Annotated in this window: 21 protein-coding genes, 2 pseudogenes and 1 other annotated feature; of the genes and pseudogenes, 11 read left to right on the plus strand and 12 right to left on the minus strand. The window is 53.2% G+C overall.

The features are described from left to right. A pseudogene (locus LC431_RS09575) lies at positions 1-224 on the plus strand (IS4 family transposase); the annotation flags it as partial. A 66-nt stretch (positions 225-290) separates the two neighbouring features. On the opposite strand, the gene yciA reads toward LC431_RS09575, so the two are convergent. The 4 genes from yciA to LC431_RS09595 all read right to left on the minus strand — a co-directional run bounded on the left by yciA (position 291) and on the right by LC431_RS09595 (position 2,690). Further along, entirely contained in the window at positions 291-731 is a 441-nt protein-coding gene (gene yciA / locus LC431_RS09580; RefSeq protein WP_013575935.1) for an acyl-CoA thioester hydrolase YciA, read from the minus strand. Between the two features lie 73 nt (positions 732-804). Further along, a complete protein-coding gene (locus LC431_RS09585; protein WP_013575934.1) occupies positions 805-1,344 on the minus strand; it encodes a septation protein A in 540 nt (179 codons plus the stop codon). 99 nt (positions 1,345-1,443) lie between these two features. Beyond that, a complete protein-coding gene (locus LC431_RS09590; RefSeq protein ID WP_013575933.1) occupies positions 1,444-2,199 on the minus strand; it encodes a YciC family protein in 756 nt (251 codons plus the stop codon). A 113-nt stretch (positions 2,200-2,312) separates the two neighbouring features. Beyond that, complete coding sequence (locus LC431_RS09595; protein ID WP_013575932.1) at positions 2,313-2,690, minus strand: YkgJ family cysteine cluster protein; 378 nt, start codon at positions 2,688-2,690, stop codon at positions 2,313-2,315. 291 nt (positions 2,691-2,981) lie between these two features. Here LC431_RS09595 and ompW point away from each other — a divergent pair, with 291 nt between their 5' ends. Further along, the gene (gene ompW, locus LC431_RS09600; RefSeq protein WP_013575931.1) at positions 2,982-3,614 is read left to right on the plus strand and encodes an outer membrane protein OmpW; all 633 of its coding nucleotides are present in this window, start codon (positions 2,982-2,984) and stop codon (positions 3,612-3,614) included. Positions 3,615-3,684: 70 nt separating this feature from the next. Here ompW and LC431_RS09605 read toward each other — a convergent pair whose 3' ends face one another. From LC431_RS09605 to LC431_RS09630, 6 genes and pseudogenes are all read right to left on the minus strand, one after another. Further along, a complete protein-coding gene (locus LC431_RS09605) occupies positions 3,685-3,999 on the minus strand; it encodes a BON domain-containing protein (RefSeq protein WP_013575930.1) in 315 nt (104 codons plus the stop codon). Positions 4,000-4,214: 215 nt separating this feature from the next. Then, positions 4,215-5,021: a tryptophan synthase subunit alpha gene (gene trpA / locus LC431_RS09610; RefSeq protein ID WP_013575929.1), complete on the minus strand. Its 807-nt coding sequence runs from the start codon at positions 5,019-5,021 to the stop codon at positions 4,215-4,217. Beyond that, positions 5,021-6,211, minus strand: a complete 1,191-nt coding sequence (trpB, locus tag LC431_RS09615; RefSeq protein ID WP_223509735.1) for a tryptophan synthase subunit beta — start codon at positions 6,209-6,211, stop codon at positions 5,021-5,023. The genes trpA and trpB overlap by 1 nt, the downstream gene beginning before the upstream one ends. A 44-nt stretch (positions 6,212-6,255) precedes the next feature. After that, positions 6,256-7,620 carry a bifunctional indole-3-glycerol-phosphate synthase TrpC/phosphoribosylanthranilate isomerase TrpF gene (trpCF, locus tag LC431_RS09620; protein ID WP_223509737.1) on the minus strand — a complete coding sequence of 455 codons (1,365 nt, stop codon included), beginning with the start codon at positions 7,618-7,620 and terminating at the stop codon, positions 6,256-6,258. Positions 7,621-7,623: 3 nt separating this feature from the next. Continuing rightward, a pseudogene (gene trpD / locus LC431_RS09625) lies at positions 7,624-9,227 on the minus strand (bifunctional anthranilate synthase glutamate amidotransferase component TrpG/anthranilate phosphoribosyltransferase TrpD). Between the two features lies 1 nt (position 9,228). Beyond that, positions 9,229-10,791: an anthranilate synthase component 1 gene (locus LC431_RS09630; protein ID WP_013575924.1), complete on the minus strand. Its 1,563-nt coding sequence runs from the start codon at positions 10,789-10,791 to the stop codon at positions 9,229-9,231. Between the two features lie 57 nt (positions 10,792-10,848). Then, positions 10,849-10,951 (minus strand) — a sequence feature (Trp leader region). Between the two features lie 330 nt (positions 10,952-11,281). Here LC431_RS09630 and LC431_RS09635 point away from each other — a divergent pair. From LC431_RS09635 to cobT, 7 genes are all read left to right on the plus strand, one after another. Beyond that, positions 11,282-12,205 (plus strand): PHP domain-containing protein, encoded by a 924-nt coding sequence (locus tag LC431_RS09635; RefSeq protein WP_013575923.1) that lies wholly within the window; start codon positions 11,282-11,284, stop codon positions 12,203-12,205. A gap of 34 nt (positions 12,206-12,239) precedes the next feature. Further along, entirely contained in the window at positions 12,240-12,860 is a 621-nt protein-coding gene (locus LC431_RS09640; RefSeq protein ID WP_013575922.1) for an L-threonylcarbamoyladenylate synthase, read from the plus strand. Between the two features lie 597 nt (positions 12,861-13,457). Beyond that, complete coding sequence (gene rluB, locus LC431_RS09645; protein ID WP_223509797.1) at positions 13,458-14,378, plus strand: 23S rRNA pseudouridine(2605) synthase RluB; 921 nt, start codon at positions 13,458-13,460, stop codon at positions 14,376-14,378. 148 nt (positions 14,379-14,526) lie between these two features. Continuing rightward, positions 14,527-15,081 (plus strand): bifunctional adenosylcobinamide kinase/adenosylcobinamide-phosphate guanylyltransferase, encoded by a 555-nt coding sequence (gene cobU / locus LC431_RS09650; RefSeq protein WP_223509739.1) that lies wholly within the window; start codon positions 14,527-14,529, stop codon positions 15,079-15,081. A 25-nt stretch (positions 15,082-15,106) separates the two neighbouring features. After that, entirely contained in the window at positions 15,107-15,859 is a 753-nt protein-coding gene (gene cobS, locus LC431_RS09655) for an adenosylcobinamide-GDP ribazoletransferase (RefSeq protein ID WP_112152293.1), read from the plus strand. Between the two features lie 16 nt (positions 15,860-15,875). Further along, positions 15,876-16,472 carry an alpha-ribazole phosphatase gene (gene cobC / locus LC431_RS09660; protein WP_013575918.1) on the plus strand — a complete coding sequence of 199 codons (597 nt, stop codon included), beginning with the start codon at positions 15,876-15,878 and terminating at the stop codon, positions 16,470-16,472. Between the two features lie 25 nt (positions 16,473-16,497). Beyond that, complete coding sequence (gene cobT, locus LC431_RS09665) at positions 16,498-17,541, plus strand: nicotinate-nucleotide--dimethylbenzimidazole phosphoribosyltransferase (protein WP_153375808.1); 1,044 nt, start codon at positions 16,498-16,500, stop codon at positions 17,539-17,541. A gap of 16 nt (positions 17,542-17,557) precedes the next feature. Here cobT and cobO read toward each other — a convergent pair whose 3' ends face one another. Next, complete coding sequence (gene cobO, locus LC431_RS09670; RefSeq protein WP_013575916.1) at positions 17,558-18,148, minus strand: cob(I)yrinic acid a,c-diamide adenosyltransferase; 591 nt, start codon at positions 18,146-18,148, stop codon at positions 17,558-17,560. Positions 18,149-18,166: 18 nt separating this feature from the next. After that, entirely contained in the window at positions 18,167-18,928 is a 762-nt protein-coding gene (locus LC431_RS09675; RefSeq protein WP_015690068.1) for a YciK family oxidoreductase, read from the minus strand. A 28-nt stretch (positions 18,929-18,956) separates the two neighbouring features. Here LC431_RS09675 and LC431_RS09680 point away from each other — a divergent pair, with 28 nt between their 5' ends. Then, complete coding sequence (locus tag LC431_RS09680) at positions 18,957-19,121, plus strand: hypothetical protein (RefSeq protein WP_157962111.1); 165 nt, start codon at positions 18,957-18,959, stop codon at positions 19,119-19,121. A 167-nt stretch (positions 19,122-19,288) separates the two neighbouring features. Further along, complete coding sequence (gene sohB / locus LC431_RS09685) at positions 19,289-20,332, plus strand: protease SohB (RefSeq protein WP_013575914.1); 1,044 nt, start codon at positions 19,289-19,291, stop codon at positions 20,330-20,332. Positions 20,333-20,351: the final 19 nt, after the last annotated feature.

Here is a 20,351-nt window from a genome sequence, read left to right on the forward strand (position 1 = left end):
TGCCTTATCAGCTGAGTTTTAGCGGTGCGGTGTCGGAGATATTACGGTTGTTAATCGGGCTGCCGTGGGCATCAGCGGGAGCCATCCCGGGTCATCTGAAGCATTTTTACAGCAACGCAGCGATGCTCAAACTGCCCTCGAGACGTGAGCGTGAATATGCGAGGGAAGTGAGAGAAAAAAGGTCGAAATATCCCTTAAAAAACAATGCCGGTCACCTTAAGTGACCGGCATTAGCCATGAAGGCGACCTTTTTACTTTCAGTCTTTTACTTCCCATCATACAGAACCGGCTTAGTCCTGAGAGACACCGTCGGAATCGACGCTGAAATTACTGCGACCGTCAGGCAACTGGCGCGATTTCCCTTCATCATCTACAGCAACATACGTAAACACCGCTTCAGTGGCTCTGTAACGCTGTCCGATGGGCTCAGAAGAGACTTTCTTCACCCACACTTCCACGTTGATGGTGATCGAGCTGTTACCGGTACGAATACAGCGTGCGTAGCAGCACACCACATCCCCGACAGCCACGGGTTTAAGAAACGTCATGCCGTCAACGCGTACGGTCACTACGCGACCTTTGGCGATTTCTTTCGCCTGAATCGCCCCGCCCATATCCATCTGCGACATCAGCCATCCGCCAAAGATGTCGCCATTCGCATTGGTGTCAGCTGGCATCGCCAGCGTACGCAACACCATTTCACCATTGGGTAAGCTATGTTTTTCGTTCATACGATAGGCTTCACACAGTTCAACAATTTGAAAAAGTAAGGCCTTTCAAAGAAAGGCCCGTGCAGAAGAATGCTTATTTTTTTTCGTCATCCGGCATATGCCGGTAAATATAGACGCCACTCAGCAGGGTGAATACCAGCGTCAGTGCGGTCAGGCCAAATACCTTGAAGTTAACCCAGATATTCTGCGGTAACCAAAAGGCCACATAGATATTGGCCAGTCCGCACAGCAGGAAAAAGATGGCCCAGCTGACGTTCAGTTTATTCCATACGTGATCCGGCAATGTCAGCTCTTTACCCAACATACGCTGGATTAACGGCTTTTTCAGAACCAGCTGGCTGATCAGTAATGCACCGGAGAACAGCATATAAATAACTGTCACTTTCCATTTAATGAATTCGTCATTATGGAAAACCAGTGTCAGGGTGCCGAAAACAGCGACCATCGCGAAGGTGATTAACGTCATCTTCTCGATTTTGCGATACAGAATCCAGGTAATCACTAACGCTAACGCGGTGGCCGCAATTAACGCGCCTGATGCGACAAAAATATCGTAAAGCTTATAAACCACAAAAAAGACAATCAGGGGAAGAAAATCGAGGAGCTGCTTCATACTTCATTCCATGTTTTATGTATGGGATGACTATACCGGAATCATTTCGCGGACAAAAGAAAAGGGCGCCGGAGCGCCCCTGAAAAAGTTATGTCTATATTATGCATGTAATTTCATGTAAAGACGGAACAGATAAATCAGCATAAAGGCGCTGATCAGGTTGCTCACTGCGCCGAGGATCACTGCACCAATCATCGGATTCAGCGCACTCAGTACGCCAACAAACAGCATCAGCACCACCTGCGCCACAATCCACAGCATCACGGCCGGGGCGACCAGACGCACATTGCTGAAGGCCAGGCGGGTGCTCAGGCGCATTGCTTTGAACACGCCGGCATTCTCTTTACAGGAAATAACCGGTGACATTGACCAGGCAATCGCAATCAGGAATGCCGGAACAAACAGCAGCGCCAGACCGATACGGAACATGATGCTGTAAATAAACAGCAAAATGGCCAGACGTGGCAACACCGGCAATGACGCACTCAAAATTTGCGTAATACTGGCGCGAACGCCCTGAGAAATCAGTTGGATCAACGTCAGAACGCCGCCGACCAGAATAACGTTTCCGGCGAGCGTTGACAGCAGAGCGGCCAGGCTGTAACGGAAAATCGCGCTTTGCTGCTCCGGAGTAATCTGCTGCTCAATATATCCCATCATATCGCCGACGCTCATGCCGGTCATGTTACTCATCAGTTGCCCGATGGCCTCGACCTGCTCAGATGAAGGACTTAAAACCCAGCTTAATATGACGGTGATTAATGCGGCCAGAACCGAGAGCGCCAAAACGCTACTCATCTGATTACGCATAAAATTATAACTGTCACGGTACAACGTACTGGCCGTGATAGACATGGACGCTCCTTGGCAAAAAGCAAAAATCAATAAGGCGGGGATTGTACCCTTTAAATACCCTCCGCCGATAGTTTTGCGCTGATTTCCTGTCAGACCCGTCGATCAATCTCTGCTTAAACGCAACTGAGGTGGCTGAGATCAATCGTCGGTAAATTTACATCCAGAGGGGGCAGGCCATACTTCGCACGGGCACGATCGCAGGCGGCATTGCCGATGCCATTCAACCCTGACTGATCGAATTCGCGGCACGGTGTCGGACGGTTGAGATAAACAGAACAGGAAACCGCATGTCCCACTTCACCCTCCAGGGCAACACAGCGCGGCGTTTTACTGTTCGTGCCTTGCATGCAACTCAGAAAAGGGGTGACTTGCTCTGTCAGTGCCTGCGGAACACAGCCGCCAGCCTCTTCAGATTCAGCCCAATAAAATGAAACGCGGAAATAAGCGCAGCATGCGCCACAGGTCATACAAGGATTGTTAATTTCGCCCATCTTGGAAGTTACCGACTCCTTACGGCACCAAACCAAAACTAACTATGAGTATGCAAATTACGCAGCACCATTTTTTTTAGCAACTGAAATATCACCTGTTAACAAAACAACAAAATCTCCTCATTTTTGATGCAGATCAATTCCTTTGTTTTTATAGATTTAGATCGCTTTGCGGAAGATGCATTTTCTTACTTTTTGTTTTAAAGATGTGATCCCGCATTGATCAAACCATACCAAAGAGTAGGTATCATTCGCGCGGTTGATAACTAATCCACACAAAGGGAAGGGACAATGAAAGCAGCATATTGGGCATTAGTGGCAGCAGCGGCATTTCCGGCAGTCTCGAGCGCACATCAGGCAGGGGATGTGATTTTTCGCGTAGGGACAGCCACAGTTCGTCCGACAGAAGGCTCGGACAACGTGCTGGGTCTGGGTTCATTTAATATCAATAACAACACGCAGATGGGATTAACCCTCGGTTACATGTTCACTGACAATATCGGGATGGAGTTGCTGGCAGCCACACCGTTCCAGCACAAAGTCGGTCTGCAAAGTACCGGGACTATCGCAGAAGTGAAACAATTACCGCCGTCTCTGATGGCGCAGTATTACTTTGGTGACCGTCAGGACAAATTGCGTCCGTACCTCGGAGTAGGTATCAACTACACCACATTTTATGACGCGGATTTCAACCAGACCGGGCGTGATGCCGGGCTGTCTGATTTAAGCGTCAAAGATTCCTGGGGTGTGGCAACGCAGGCTGGTCTGGATTACAACCTGGACGATAACTGGTTAATTAACATGTCTGTCTGGTGGATGGATATTGATACGGAAGTCAAATTCAAAGCTGGTGGTGAGCAGCAAAACATCAACACCCGGATCGACCCATGGGTCTTTATGTTTGGCGCCGGCTATCGTTTCTGATTTCCGGAAAGACGGTCCAAAAAAGAGGCGCTTCGGCGCCTCTTAGATTTTCAGTTTGCTACATTCCTGATTATTTCAGTCGCATATCATTCTCAATTGAACGCACACCGGCTACGCCGCGAGTCACTTCAACTGCACGGTTTGCATCTGCTGTTGACGTCACAAAACCACTCAACTGTACGCGGCCTTTAAAGGTCTCGACACTGATCTCAGTGGATTTAATGCTCTTATCTGCCAGCAGGGCAGATTTTACTTTTGTGGTGACGACGGTGTCATCGATGTAACCACCGGTTCCTTCTGATTTTTTGGTCGGCGCACAAGCGGCAACCGCCAGGACCACAACCGCTGCCATGCAGAATGCGGACAATGTTTTGAATAGCTTCATAAAATAACTCTCCATGATTTGTTATAAAACCAAAAGAAACAACATGTTAACTGAGCAGATGATATCTCTCTCATACAGTATCATTGATCTGCAGAGTAATTTTAGTTTGGATTATTGAAATGGGTAATACAAATTAAGCGGGGTAAAAAAAAGTAAGAAATTAAAAGAAACAGAACCTTAGTCACTGTATGACTGAGGTTCTGTCTGAGAGAGGGTTAAGCGCGGGTCGCGGCCTTCATTTCACTGACAAAGCGGGAAAGCTGAGCCAGCATTTCAGAAGGCTGATGCTGATTGTTTTCGATGATACGCACCGTCGCTGAACCGGAAATAGCACCGGCTGCGCCTGCGGCCAGCGTTTCTTTCACCTGTGACGGTTCGGAAATACCAAAGCCCTGCAAGGGTGGCGCGGCATTGTATTCACGTAACTTATCAACCAAGTGATTCAGCGGCGTCAGCGCGCGTTTTTCAGTGCCTGTCACGCCTGCACGTGACAGCAAGTAAGTGTATCCGCGGCCATGAGACGAAATCTCACGCAGCAAATCGTCAGAGGCATTTGGCGGACAGATGAAGATAGGAGCGATGCCGTGGCGTAACGCGGCCGCACGGAATGGCGCAGATTCTTCAAACGGCACATCGGCAACCAGCACCGAATCGACGCCCACTTCAGCGCAACGCTGATAGAAGGTTTCAATACCATTGTGGAACACCAGGTTGGCATACATCAGCAGGCCAATCGGAATATCCGGATGCTTTTCGCGAATACGGGCCAGCATGTTGAAGCATTGCGTTGGCGTCACACCCGCAGCAAAAGCACGCAGATTTGCATTCTGAATGGTCGGGCCATCGGCCAGAGGATCGGAGAACGGTACACCCAGTTCCAGTGCGTCGGCACCGGCTTCGATCAGCGTATCGATGATTGACAGTGACAGCTCAACGCCCGGATCGCCCAGCGTGACGAAAGGAACAAATGCGCCTTCTTTTTTGCTTTCCAGACGCTTGAATAATTGCTGATAACGTTCCATTAAATCTCTCCCCGGGCAGTCAGGATGTCGTGTACGGTGAAAATGTCTTTGTCGCCGCGGCCGGACAGGTTCACCACCAGAATCTGTTCTTTTTCTGGTGTTTCCTTGATCAGTTTCAGCGCGTAAGCCAGCGCATGAGAGGATTCCAGTGCAGGAATAATCCCTTCATGGCGGGACAATTCTTTAAAGGCATCCAGCGCTTCATCATCGGTAATCGACACATATTCTGCACGACCAATACTGTTGAGGAACGCGTGTTGCGGGCCGACGGACGGGAAATCCAGACCGGCTGAAATCGAGTAGGATTCTTCAATCTGACCTTCAGACGTCTGCATCATCGGTGCTTTCATGCCGAAGTAAATGCCGACGTGACCGTGTTTGAGCGGCGCGCCGTGTTGTCCGGTTTCAATGCCCAGACCACCCGGTTCAACGCCAATCAGCTTCACGCTGGTGTCGTCGATGAAATCCGCAAACATACCGATCGCATTGGAGCCGCCGCCGACGCAGGCAATCACCGCATTCGGCAGGCAGCCTTCGCGTTCCTGCATCTGCGCTTTGGTTTCTTCGCCGATCATACGCTGGAATTCACGCACGATGGTCGGATACGGATGCGGGCCTGCTGCCGTGCCCAGCATGTAGTGGGCTTTTTCATAGCTGCCGGACCAGTCACGCAGCGCCTCATTACAGGCATCTTTCAGCGTGGAAGAACCGCTATGTACCGGAATCACTTCAGCCCCCATCAGACGCATACGGAACACGTTTGGCGACTGACGCTCAATGTCTTTTGCGCCCATATAAATGCGGCATTTCAGGCCGAGCAGCGCACAGGCCAGTGCCGATGCCACGCCGTGCTGACCCGCGCCGGTTTCGGCGATGATTTCAGTTTTGCCCATGCGTTTGGCCAGTAATGCCTGACCCAACACCTGGTTAGTTTTGTGCGCGCCGCCGTGCAGCAAATCTTCACGCTTAAGGTACAGCTTGGTTTTGGTGCCTGCGGTCAGGTTTTTACACAGTGTCAGCGCGGTCGGGCGGCCTGCGTAGTTTTTCAGTAAATCAATGAATTCGGCCTGAAACTCAGGGTCGCGCTGTGCGCTGACAAAAGCTTCTTCCAGCTGAGCCAGCGCAGGCATCAGAATTTGCGGGACATACTGGCCGCCAAATTCGCCAAAGTAGGGATTAAGTAAAGTCATGTTATCGCGTCCTGTCTGTCAATTTTTGCGTCATTGCGTGCGGCTTAATACGCCCGCAATGTCTGGAATACGGCATTAATTTTCCCGGCATCTTTGATGCCCGGCTCGCTTTCAACACCGGAGTTGAAATCCAGGCCTGCGCAACCGAGTTGTGCGGCTTCGACGCAGTTATCTGCGCTCAGTCCACCGGCGAGCAAGGTATTGCTCAAATCCTGACCGGCCAGTTTGCTCCAGTCGAACCGGTGACCCGTGCCCCCTTTGCCGTTGTCCAGGACGTAACGATCCACGTGATTCAGGTCGCGCGCTGGCAATGTTTCTTTGACGCTCAGCGCTTTCCAGATCTGAACCGTTTGCGGCAAGGCTGTGCGCAGGGCATCGATATAAACCTGATCTTCGTCGCCATGAAGCTGCACGGCGGCCAGGTTTAATGTCTGAGCCGTCTGGGCCACTGTGGTGATTTCTTCATCGCGGAACACGCCGACATACTTCAGCGGTGCGCCGTTCTGCACTTCTTTCGCCTGCGTCTGTGTCACGAAACGCGGTGAGGCTTCAACAAAAATCAGCCCGCCATAAATAGCACCAGCTTCGTGCGCGGCTTTGGCATCCTGAGCGCGGGTCAGGCCACAGACCTTGTTTTCACCGAGCAGCACGCGACGAACGGCACTGCTCAGGTCTTGTTCCGACATCAGCGCACTGCCGATCAGGAAGCCATTGGCGAAGCGGCTCAGTTCACGGATTTGTCCGTAAGTATTAATACCTGATTCACTGATGACCGTGACGCCATGCGGTACGCGCGGTGCCAGCTCACGGGTGCGGTTCAGGTCGATAGACAAATCGCGCAAATCGCGGTTATTGATACCGACGACTTTGGCTTTCAGTTTAACGGCGCGATCCAGTTCTTCTTCATTACTGGCCTCCGTCAGCACCCCCATGTTAAGGCTGTGAGCAACCGCGGCGAGCTGAACGTACTGATCGTCATCGAGCACTGACAGCATCAGCAAAATCGCATCAGCCTGATAGAAACGGGCCAGATGGATCTGATACGGGTCGATAATAAAATCTTTGCACAGCACAGGCTGTGTGACGGTTTTGCTCACCAGCGGCAGAAAATCAAAACTGCCCTGGAAGTATTTTTCGTCCGTTAATACTGAAATGGCGGAAGCATGGTCTTTATAAACACTGGCGATTTCTACCGGATCGAAGTTTTCGCGGATCTTGCCTTTCGACGGAGACGCTTGTTTGCACTCCAGAATAAAGGCGGTTCTTGCCCCTTGCAGGGCATGGTAGAAACTGCGCTGGCTCTGAGTTATGTCGTTCTGAAAGCTGGCCAGCGGTTGCTGATCTTTACGTGCCGCGACCCAAATTTCTTTATCGCGAACAATTTTGTGGAGCACGGTTTCCTGCTGCATCACTTATCCTCTTGCTGCCAATGCCACCACGCGCTGGTAGGGTTCACCGCTGCGCATGACGTCCAAAGCCTGTTGTGCATTTTGCTTTAAATCTTCCTGACCGAACAGACGCAGTAACATCGCTACATTAACGGCCACCGCGGCTTCATGGGCCGGATCTCCTTTACCTTGTAATAAGCGTGCCAGAATGTCACGGTTTTCTTCCGGCTCGCCACCCAGCAGGGATTCTATCGGATAATTATCCATACCGAAGTCCTGTGGCGTCAGTTCGTAAGTGGTTATTTGACCGTCTTTCAGCTCCGCAACCTGCGTTGCCGCGTGGATCGCCACTTCATCCATGCCGCCGCCGTGAACCACCGCAGCACGCTCATAACCCAGTGCCCGCAATGTTTCTGCAATCGGCTGCACCAGTTCGGGGCTGTACACGCCAATCAGTGCCAGCGGCGGACGTGCCGGGTTGATCAGCGGCCCGAGCACGTTAAACAGCGTGCGGGTTTTCAGCGATTTACGCACCGGCATCGCATGGCGGAAACCGGTGTGGTATTGCGGCGCGAACAGGAAACACACACCCAGATCATCCAGCGCGGCCCGGGATTCTTCCGCAGGCATATCCAGACGGATGCCAAAAGCAGCCAGTAAATCCGATGAGCCCGAACGGCTGGACACGCTGCGGTTGCCGTGTTTTGCCACCCGTGCCCCACACGCTGCCGCTACAAAGGCGCTGGCGGTGGAAATATTGATGCTGTTGGTGCCGTCGCCGCCGGTGCCGACAATGTCCGCAAACGGATAGTCAGGACGCGGGAACGGCTCGGCGTGTGCCAGCAATGCTTTGGCGGCGCCGGCGATTTCAGCCGGTTGCTCACCGCGCACTTTCATGCTGATTAATGCACCGGCCAGTTGCGCCGGTTCCAGTTCGCCATTCACGATGGCGGTAAATAGCTGCTGGCTTTCTTCCTGCGTCATTGTCTGAGCGCGGAACAGATTGTCGAGAATGCCGGGAATAGTTTGCGTTTGCATGACAGTTCTCCTTACGCCAAAGCCCAGGCCAGTGTCTGCTCAAGCAGACGGGCGCCCTGTGAAGTTAAAATGGATTCCGGATGGAACTGGAAACCGCAGACGCGATCTTCTTCGTGACGTACTGCCATCACCATATCGCCGTAGCGGGCGTTGACGGTCAGTCCCTCAGGGATCTGGCTGCCGACCAGCGAGTGATAACGCGCCACCGGCAGTGGATTGTTCATACCGGCGAACATCGCTTCGTTGTCATGCGTAATAGAAGAGGCTTTGCCGTGCAGGATTTCACCGGCCTGGCCGACGAAACCGCCGTAGGTTTCCACAATTGCCTGATGACCGAGACAGATACCGATAATCGGCAACTGACCGCGCAGACGTTTGAGCAGCTCAGGCATGCAACCGGCTTCGGACGGCGTACCCGGTCCCGGAGAAAGCACCAGCACCGGTTTTTCCAGTTGGCTGAGTTTTTCGATAATCACGTCAGCCGGGATCTGATTGCGATAAATCACCACGTTATGTCCGCTCGAGCGCAACTGATCGACGAGGTTGTATGTAAAGGAATCGACGTTATCGATGAGTAAGATATCGGCCATCTTAAAATACCTCTTTCGCATTATGGGCGGTGGCGATGGCACGCAGCACTGCACGGGCTTTATTACGGGTTTCGTCGGCTTCGGCTTGCGGAACGGAATCGAGCACCACACCGCCCCCAGCCTGTACGGTGGCGATGCCGTCTTCGACATAGGCGGAGCGGATCACGATGCAGGTATCTAAATCACCGTGAGCGGTGAAGTAACCCACTGCGCCGCCGTAGCTTCCGCGACGGGTTTGCTCGGAGGCAGAAATCAGCTGCATGGCGCGCACTTTCGGTGCGCCGGTCAGTGTGCCCATGTTCATCACGGCCTGATAAGCGTGCAGTACGTCGAGGTCATGACGCAGCGTGCCAACCACGCGGGACACCAGATGCATCACGAAGGAATAGCGGTCAACTTTGGTCAGGTCGGCGACGTAACGGCTGCCCGGTTCGCAGATCCGTGCCAGATCGTTACGCGCCAAATCCACCAGCATCAGATGTTCGGCCAGCTCTTTATGGTCAGTCCGCATTTCCAGTTCGATGCGGCTGTCGAGATCCAAATCCAGTGAACCGTCAGCGCGGCGACCACGAGGGCGTGTACCGGCAATCGGATAGATTTCAATCTGACGATTTGTCGCGTCGTATTTCAGCGCACTTTCCGGCGACGCGCCGAACAACGTGAAATCGTTATCCTGCATGAAGAACATATACGGGCTCGGGTTGTTGTTTTTCAGCGTTTCATAAGCGGCCAGCGGAGCAGGGCACGGCAGTGAGAAACGACGTGAAGGCACCACCTGGAAAATTTCACCGGCGCGGATCGCCACTTTCATCTTCTCTACCACGGCACCAAACTCTTCATCGCTCTGATTTACGCTCAGTTGCATTTCCGGCACGCTCTGGTGCGGAATGGCGTGCGGCGGTAGCTGTAACTGGTGCTGCAGTTGTTCAAGGCGGGCTTGCAGACGCTGTTTCTCTTCCGGCGACGGCGTAAACAGGCTGGCCTGCAAACGACATGAACGGTTCTGATGGTCGAGTACCAGCAGAGTTTCTGCCAGATAGAAGCAGAAATCCGGGCAACGCTGGTCAGACTCTAATGCCGGTAAATCTTCAAAACCGGCGACCAGATCGTAGGCAAACAGACCGCCGAGGAACATCGCTTCGCGCTCATCGGCAGGCGCTTCAACTGAGGTCAGGATGCTGCGTAACGCATCAAACACGGAGCGCGAACGCAGGCGGGCGTCTTCATCCTGCATCTGGTCGATGGACGGGAAACTCAGCTCGCGGCCATTCGGACGCACGTCGTTACGCATTTCAGCCGGTAACGCGGTGTCAATCAGTGAGAGTAATGACGCGCCGTTTGGCGTGAGTGCCTGAATCGAAACCCGGGAACCCAGCGCCGTGATGCGCAGGGCGCTGTCGACAATCAACAGGCTCTTCAGGTTTTCTTTGCTGGTCACTTCGGAGGACTCCAGCAGCAGGGTCGCCGGACGGGCGCCGCACAACTGATGGAAAATGGCCGTCGGGTCGCCGCGGTAACATCCTTCTGCGGTCAGCAATTCTAAACGTGGTTTCTGAATAGTCATTTTGCTTCCTGAAATTTTCTCAACGTTTGTATTAAACGGATTTCAAATTAGACGGCCACAAAAAAGCCCGCATTATGCGGGCTTCGGAAATCTTGCAGCGTCTGATGACAGCTATGCGTGATTACTCCGCCCGACAAGGGGAAGTACGCCACCAGCTGAGAACCGCCATCATGTAAGTTTTCATCATCAGACACTCTTGTTTGTTTATGAAGCTATCGTTTTTAAAACGTAAGCTTTCTGAATCGGTTTGTCACGGTGTTCATTGCTGAGCTATTCCGTGAACTTGCGTACTAGTAAACTAGTTCAGAGATGTAAAGTCAACCCTCTTTTAGCGCAATTTCCCCCTTTGGTGCGGCGACGTTGTGCAAACAGTGTTGTTATAGCACTGTAACAGTGCGTAACGGCCGGGTGAAATCATCCCTAACGTGCAACGCACTAACGCGTTATGATATGTGCTGCATTCAGAAACAGGTTAATTCCCCACGTGACGATGACTTTACCAACAAACACTTCGCCTTCAGCAGACGACCAGATAACCCGCAACGCATTTACCCTTTACGATCTCCACAGCCATACCACGGCATCTGACGGCTATTTAACACCGGAAGCGCTGGTGGCGCGTGCAGTAGAAATGCGTGTCGGCGTACTGGCGATCACCGATCACGACAGCACGGAAGGGCTGGCGCGGGCAGCGCGGGCGATTGCTGACAATCAGCTGCCACTGCAACTGGTAAACGGTGTCGAGATTTCTACGCTGTGGGAAAATCATGAGATCCATATTGTCGGGCTGGGTATCGACCCGGGGCATCCGGCGATGGTGGAATTACTGAAAGTGCAGGCCGATTTGCGTCAGCAGCGTGCGCAGGAAATGGGCCGTCGTCTGGCGAAAGCGCGCATCGAAGGCGCGTGGGAAGGTGCGTTACGTCTGGCCGATGGCGGAGCCGTCACCCGTGCACATTTTGCCCGTTATCTGGTGGAATTCGGCGCGGCTGACAACATTGCGCAGGTATTCAAAAAATACCTCGCCAAGGGCAAGACCGGCTACGTTCCGCCACAGTGGTGTACAATAGAACAAGCGATTGATGCAATTCATCAGTCTGGCGGACAGGCGGTTGTCGCCCATCCGGGACGTTATGAACTGTCCACAAAATGGCTGAAACGCTTACTGGCGTTCTTTGCTGAACAGGGTGGCGACGCGATGGAAGTCGCGCAATGTCAGCAGGCACCCAATGAGCGTGCACAACTGGCGGCTTACGCCCGTGATTATCAGTTGCTCGCCTCACAGGGATCTGATTTCCATCAGCCTTGTTCGTGGATTGAGCTGGGGCGCAAACTTTGGCTTCCCGCAGGCGTAGAACCGGTATGGCAACACTGGCCGGTCGCCGGGAAACAGCCTGAAATTGAACCGGTCTGAAGCCCGACCGCAGAAGAAGAATTAAGAGGGAAAAATGAGTCAATATTTTTATATTCATCCGGAAAACCCGCAACCCCGCCTGATTAATCAGGCCGTAGAATTGCTGCGCAAAGGCCAGGTTATCGTGTATCCGACAGATTCCGGTTATGCACTGGGTTGCCGTCTGGAAGAGAAAAACGCCATGGAGCGTATTTGCCGGATTCGTCAGCTGGACAGCAACCATAACTTCACCCTGGTGTGCCGTGATTTGTCTGAGCTGTCGACTTACGCCTATGTGGATAACGCGGCTTTCCGCCTGATGAAAAACAACACGCCGGGCAATTACACGTTCATCCTGAAAGCGACCAAAGAAGTGCCGCGCCGTCTGATGAGCGAGAAACGTAAAACGATCGGCCTGCGCGTGCCGTCCAATCCGATTGCGATTGCCTTGCTGGAGGCGCTGGGCGAGCCGCTGATGTCGACCACGCTGATGCTGCCGGGCAATGACTTTGCAGAATCCGATCCGGAAGATATCAAAGATCATTTGGGCAAGGTGGTGGATCTGGTGATTGACGGCGGGTCTATTGGTCAGCAGCCTACCACGGTGGTTGATCTGACAGAGGCTGCGCCCGAAGTGGTGCGTGAAGGCGCGGGCGATCCGACACCGTTCCTCTGAGGCTTGTTTGAAAAATAACCGGACTGCAACGTTTTTTGCAGGATACAAATTGCATATAAATGTGTATAATGGCAGGCTGACTTTTTTCTAAGTCATTGTAATGATACGCAATAACTGAATTTTTGCGGGCAGATGACAAATCAGGTCATGCTGCCGGCTCCCCCCGACGCCTGTGAAGGCGACAAATGAGGCTGCTCAATGAGCGAGAAGTATAATTCCCAGAAGCACACCAGCGACAAATCCAAAGCATCACGTCCATCTGGTGACAAGCCAAAAAGTGGCAGGAATTCCGGCGCAGCAAAAAGCCGTCCGGAACCGTCGCGGGCTGAAAAGCGCGGCGAAAAGCCACGTACTGACAAACCACGCAGCGACAAACCGCGCAGCGACAAGCCACGTTCAGACAAACCACGTTCTGACGCAGGCCGCAGCGATTCGCGTTCTGAATCCCGTATCGACAATTCACGTATAGAAAAAGCACGCAGCGGCAAACCGGGTCGTCCGGAACATGCACGCGGTGAAAAGCCACGTACGTTGAAACCTCGCGGAACCAAACCTAAAGCTGAAGCACTGTTTGATGAAAACGGTGACGAAGAAGAAGTGAAATACCAGAAGCCGAAGAACGCACTGGACAGCACCGAAGGTCAAAGCGAAAAACTGCAAAAAGTCCTCGCCCGCGCAGGTCATGGTTCACGTCGTGAAGTTGAAGCGATGATCCAGGCTGGCCGCGTCAGCGTTGACGGTAAAATTTCTACGCTGGGCGACCGCGTGGAAGTCACCGGCGGTACCAAAATTCGTCTTGATGGACACGTTCTGTCAGTGATGGAATCTCAGGACACCGTTTGCCGCGTACTGGCGTACTACAAGCCTGAAGGCGAGTTGTGTACACGCAATGATCCGGAAGGCCGTCCGACCGTCTTTGACCGTCTGCCAAAAATGCGCGGTTCCCGCTGGATCGCCGTAGGTCGTCTGGACGTTAACACGTCAGGCCTGCTGTTATTCACCACCGACGGTGAACTGGCTAATCGCCTGATGCACCCGAGTCGTGAAGTTGAGCGTGAATATGCCGTACGTGTTTTCGGTCAGGTTGATGATGAAAAAATCAAACAACTGAGCCGTGGCGTGCAGCTGGAAGACGGTCCTGCGGCGTTCCGCTCGATCAAATTCCAGGGCGGTGAAGGTTTGAACCAGTGGTACAACGTGACCCTGACAGAAGGACGTAACCGCGAGGTTCGTCGTCTGTGGGAAGCTGTTGGCGTACAGGTAAGCCGTCTGATCCGCGTGCGTTACGGTGATCTGAATCTGCCTAAAGGCCTGCCTCGCGGTGGCTATAAAGAGCTGGATCTGCCAGACATCAACTATCTGCGCACACTGGTCGACATGACGGAAGAAACGGTCAGCAAACTGCCGGTTGAGCGTGATCGTCGTCGCGTAAAAGCCAACCAGATCCGTCGTGCTGTGAAGCGCCATACTCAGGTTGCACCGACGCGCCGCACTACCGGCCCGGCAAAACGGGGTTAATCGCTGACAAGCGAGGCACTTGCGTCTATGCTCATAAACCGCAGTCAGTGACTGCGGTTTTTTTTTGCTCAAAATTCAGGGCATAACATTATTCTGCATCCACCCTGTTCATGAATACTCTTCAGTAATACAACGCAAGGAGCTGATTATGATGCTAATCACCGGAGGTGCCCGCAGTGGTAAAAGCCATTTTGCTGAGCAGATAGCAGAGAAACGTGGCGGCGAGGTGCTGTATATCGCCACCTCGGTCGTTACTGATGCCGAAATGGCGGATCGCATCCGTTATCACCAGCAACAACGTCCGGCTCACTGGCATACGTTTGAAAGCTATCGTGATCTGGGGGATGTCGTACTCGCGCATCAGGCGCAGTTTCCGACCATTATTATCGAGTGCATCACGACGTTGATTACCAATCTTCTGTTTGATCTGGCCGGTGAAACACCGCCGGAACACATGGATTTTGACGCAATAGAACAGCATATTTTTGCGCAAACCACGAAACTGATGGAAGCTGCGCAACATCCTGAATATGAAGTGATTATTGTCACTAATGAAGTGGGGATGGGCATTGTGCCGGATAACCTGCTGGCGCGGCGTTTTCGTGATATTGCGGGGCGGGTGAATCAGCAACTGGCTGCCGCGGCGGATGATGTCTACCTGATTGTCTCCGGCATTCCGGTACCGGTGAAAACATCGGAATAAAACGACTCAGAACAGGGTGTTTATTATGGCTTTATGGCGGCTGTTTCTCGCGACATTGCAGTTTCTCACCCGCATCCCGGTCAGGGATCGCTGGTGCGATGGCATTGAACTGAAAGAGTATGCACGCGGCATTGTCTGTTTTCCGCTGGTCGGGCTGGTTATCGGTTTACTGTCCGCGCTGGTGTGGCAGATTTTAATGCCGCATATCGGTGTGCTTCCGGCGGCGATTGCCGTTGTCATTGCACATATTATGCTGACCGGCGGTTTACATCTCGACGGGCTGGCCGACAGTTGCGACGGTTTATTTTCGGTGCGCAGCCGGGAGCGTATTCTCGAGATTATGCGCGACAGCCGGATCGGCACCAACGGCGCGCTGGCGCTGATTGTGGCTGTTCTGTTACGAACCGCACTGGTTTATCAGATGAACGCCGACGGATTGCCGGTGCTGGCGTTTCTTATCGTCACGCCGGTTGTCGGGCGGAGCATGATGGCGGTGATGATGTACCGTCAGGCTTATGCCCGCGAGTCAGGAATGGGCAATTTGTTTATTGGTAAGATCAGCGAAGGGCGCTTTGGTATCACATTACTGTTGATGGCAACGCTGGTGCTGCTCATCGGCGGGTTATTCTCCCTGTTTGCATTACTGGTGACGTTGCTGTTTGTTCTCGGTTTCCGGCGTTTTGTCGCCACGCGCATTGGCGGCCAGACCGGCGATACGCTGGGCGCGGCATGCGAATTGAGTGAACTGGTCTTTCTGTTTTTCCTGTTATGGCACTGAGACAAGGGACAAAATTATGAAACTGTATCTGATACGGCACGGACAAACTCAGGCTAACGTTAACGGCGTTTTTTGCGGCAGCAGCGACATTGCGCTGACCGCCGAGGGTGAGCGACAGGCGCAGCATGTGGCGCGTCAGCTGGCTTCTACTTCGCTTGATGCACTGATTCACACGGATATGCGCCGCAGCCGCGATACGGCGGGCATTATTGCTTACGGGCGCGAACTGGCAATGGAAACTCAGCCGCTGTTGCAGGAAATGGGGTTTGGTGAGTGGGAAATGCGTCATCACAAAGAACTCGAAGCCTCGCAGGCAGAAGGCTATCAGGCCTGGTGTCAGGACTGGCAAAAGGCCGACGTACCGCAAGGTGAGTCATTTACAGATTTCACTCAGCGTATCCGGCAGGCGTTGCAGCAGTTGCATTTGCGTCCGCAGGAAAGCAGGCTGGCAATAGTCGCGCATCAGGGTTCACTCAGCCTGCTGCTGGCGATGATGCTGAAACTGGCACCGGCTGACATGTGGCGTTTTCCGTTTAAGCAAGGCTGCCTGTGTGAAATTGATCTCAGCCCCGGCGCTTGTGTCATTCAGCGTTTTAATGACAGCGGTATTTAACTTTTAAACTGGTAAGGACAACCCGATGGCTTCTCTGGCCAATATTATCCGTCAGATTGCTGAACCCGATGCACAGGCCGCACAAACGGCTGCTGCGCGGCTCGACAGTCTGGTAAAACCTTTAGGCAGTCTTGGCCGCCTGGAACAACTGGCGATTCAGCTGTCATCCATCCGGGGTGATCAGCCTTTGCATTTTCCGAGCAAAGAAGTGCTGGTGATGGCGGCCGATCATGGCGTGTGGCAGGAAGGCGTCACACCCTCCCCGCAGGAGGTAACGGCGATTCAGGCGGTGAACATCGTGCAGGGCAAAGCCGGGGTTTCTGTGCTGGCTCGGGTAGCCGGGGCGCAGGTGACGCTGATTGACTGCGGAATCATTGGGCCGGATATTCCCGGTACGCTGAATCACAAAGTTGCGCAGGGAACCGGCAATATTGCCACCGGCCCGGCGATGACGCGCGAACAGGCGGAATCTTTACTGATCTGGTGTGCGGAACGGGTGATCGCGAAAGCTGAAAACGGTTTATCCCTGCTGGCTGTCGGTGAGCTCGGGATGGCAAACACCACGCCGGCGGCGGCGATGGTGGCGGTGCTGACCGGCGCTGCGCCAGCGCAAACCGTCGGGCTGGGTGCGAATCTTCCGCCGGACAGACTGGCGCATAAAATCAGCGTGGTCGAAAAAGCCATTGCGGTAAATCAGCCGGATCCGTCAGATGCACTGGATGTGATGGCGAAAGTCGGGGGATTCGAACTGGTAGCCATGGCGGGTGCGATGATTGGCGCGGCGGCGGCGGGAATTCCGCTGGTGCTGGATGGCTTCCTTTCTTACGCGTCGGCGCTGGCGGCGTGTCAGTTAGCACCTGCGCTGAAACCCTATCTTATCCCTTCGCATATTTCAGCAGAGCAGGGCGCAACGCTGGCGCTTGAAGCGCTGGGCCTGCAACCGTATTTCGATCTGAATTTACGACTGGGCGAGGGCAGCGGCGCGGTGCTGGCGTTACCGCTGATTGATGCTGCCTGTGCTGTCCATAACGAAATGGCGACGCTGGCGGAGTGTCAGATAGCGCTTTAAAAGTTAAAGCAGGGCGTTACCAGTCAATGCCCTGCTGCGCCATAATTCCGGCGTCAAACGCATGTTTCACCGGACGGAGTTCGCTGACGGTATCGGCCATTTCCAGCAGATCACGATGGCAGCCGCGCCCGGTGATAATCACGGTCTGGTGCGCGGGACGGGCTTTCAGCGCATCCACCACGTCCTGCAAATCCAGATAGCCAAAACTGACCATATACGTCAGTTCATCAAGCACCACGAGATCTAATGATGCATCAGCCAGCATCCGTTTACCGTGCTGCCAGACAGCCTGGCAGGCTTCGGTATCCGTTTCTTTATTCTGCGTTTCCCAGGTAAAACCGGTCGCCATCACCTGAAATTCCACGCCATGAGGCTCGAGCAGATTTTTCTCGCCGTTAGGCCATTCACCTTTAATAAACTGGATCACTGCCGCGCGCATGCCATGGCCGACAGCGCGGGTCACCGTGCCAAATGCCGCCGTGGTTTTGCCCTTACCGTTACCGGTAAATACAATCAGTATTCCGCGCTGTTCTTTGGCGGCGTCAATGCGCGCATCAACCTGTTCTTTCAGCTTTTGCTGGCGCTGTTTATGGCGATCTTCAGTCATCAGAGACTCCGTGATTATTTATTCTGCCGGACCGGCTTTGCGCCCTGGCTGGGCATCAAAACTGATACCTGTTTTACGGCGGCTGTCATCGCCCATCAGATACAGATACAGCGGCATAATATCAGCCGGTGTCTTGAGTTTATCTTTGTTTTCATCGGGGAACGCGGAGGCGCGCATGCTGGTGCGTGTGCCGCCAGGATTGATGCAGTTGACGCGCAGGCCGGTATGCTTATGTTCTTCGGCCAGCACCTGCATCATACCTTCGGTGGCGAATTTTGACACGGCGTAAGCACCCCAGCCGCTGCGGCCTTCGCGTCCGACGCTGGACGTGGTGAACACCAGCGAAGAACTGGCAGATTTCAGCATCAGCGGCAGTAACGACTGGGTCAGCATAAACGTGGCGTTCACATTGACCTGCATGACGTTCATCCAGTCCTGCAACTTAATCTCAGCCATTGGCGTGATGTCAGTCAGCAATCCGGCGTTGTGCAAAACGCCGTCCAGATGCGGCACCCATGCAGCGATTTGATCTGCGACGCGCTGGCAGTCCTGCTGACTGGCGGTCTGTAAATCCAGTGCATAAATGAAAGCCGGTCGCAGATTACGTGCGGCAATTTCCTGCTGCACACTGGCCAGTTTACTCTCAGTACGGCCCAGTAAAATCACCTGCGCGCCGAAACGGGCATACGTCAGTGCGGCTTCACGGCCGATGCCGTCGCCGGCGCCAGTGACCAGAATGATACGGTTATTGAGCAAATCGGATTTAGGATGATAATGCACGGTCAGTCCTCTTAAGGGGGGCGGCGATGTGGCGGTAAATGACGTCATCACATCAGGCGCTCTTCATATCAAAAATGGCGGAAACGGGAGATATTGCGCTCAACCAGAGTCCGGCATTTTGGTGAAAATTTTAGCTTTTTCGGGTGCAATCACCGCTTATATGCCTCAAATGGGCATGAGTTTCAATGATTAACCGAAAAGCGGGCAGCTCTTTTGTAACAAAATTGGAACACAGACGCACTCTGTTTTACGTCTGAGTCATGATGTCATCTTCGAACAAGACGTCAGTGCGGCGATTGTTTAGAATGTTTAACATCTTTCTTACCACGGTTTTATTACCACGTTGAAAAGGCGGTATGTGTGGATTTACTTTCTCTTTATGGGCTATTTTTGGCCAAAGTCGTGACCGTTGTGATCGCCATCGGCGCGCTGGTCGTGTTGTTTGTCGGCCTCCGTCAGCGTAAATCTCACGGCAAAGGTGAGTTACACCTGGTCGATTTAGGTGAACAGTATCGCGAAATGCAACGTGAAATGCGCAGTGCGCGCATGAACCCTGCCGAACTTAAAATTCGCAGCAAGGAACTGAAGAAAAAGGATAAAGCGGAAGCAAAACAGAAAAAACTGCAAGCCAAAACCGGCAGTTCGAAAAGCAAACCTTGCCTGTATGTACTCGATTTCAAAGGCAGTATGGATGCCCACGAAGTCACCTCACTGCGGGAAGAAATCTCGGCGGTGCTGGCCGTCGCAACACCGGAAGACGAAGTGTTGTTGCGCCTCGAAAGCCCGGGCGGTGTGGTGCACGGTTACGGCCTGGCGGCATCACAACTTGTGCGTCTGCGTCAGAGCGGTATTCGTCTGACGGTTGCGGTAGATAAAGTCGCAGCCAGTGGCGGTTACATGATGGCCTGTGTGGCGGACAGGATTGTCGCCGCGCCGTTTGCCATCATCGGTTCGATCGGCGTGGTGGCGCAGATCCCAAACTTTAACCGTTTGCTCAAACGAAATGACATTGATATTGAGTTGCACACGGCGGGCGAGTTTAAACGTACCCTGACGTTGCTGGGTGAAAATACCGAAGAAGGTCGTGAAAAGTTCCGTGAAGATCTGAATGAAACGCATGTGCTGTTTAAAGAGTTTGTTCATCAGAACCGGCCGTCGCTGGACATCGATGCGGTAGCCACCGGTGAGCACTGGTTTGGTACCCAGGCGCGTGAAAATGGCCTGATTGATGCTATTGGTACCAGTGATGATTTACTGATTGCAGAAATGAAAAATCATGAAGTAATTGCGGTGCGTTACAGCCGTCGTAAACGCATGATGGACCGTTTCACCGGCAGCGCGGCAGAGAGTGCTGATCGCCTGTTCCTGCGCTGGTTACAACGCAGTCAGAAACCGCTGCTGTAATCTATTTTTTTCGCAAGGC

The organism is Rahnella sp. GSA61A (assembly GCF_019969905.1).
GTDB classification, from domain to species: Bacteria; Pseudomonadota; Gammaproteobacteria; order Enterobacterales; family Enterobacteriaceae; genus Rahnella; species Rahnella aceris.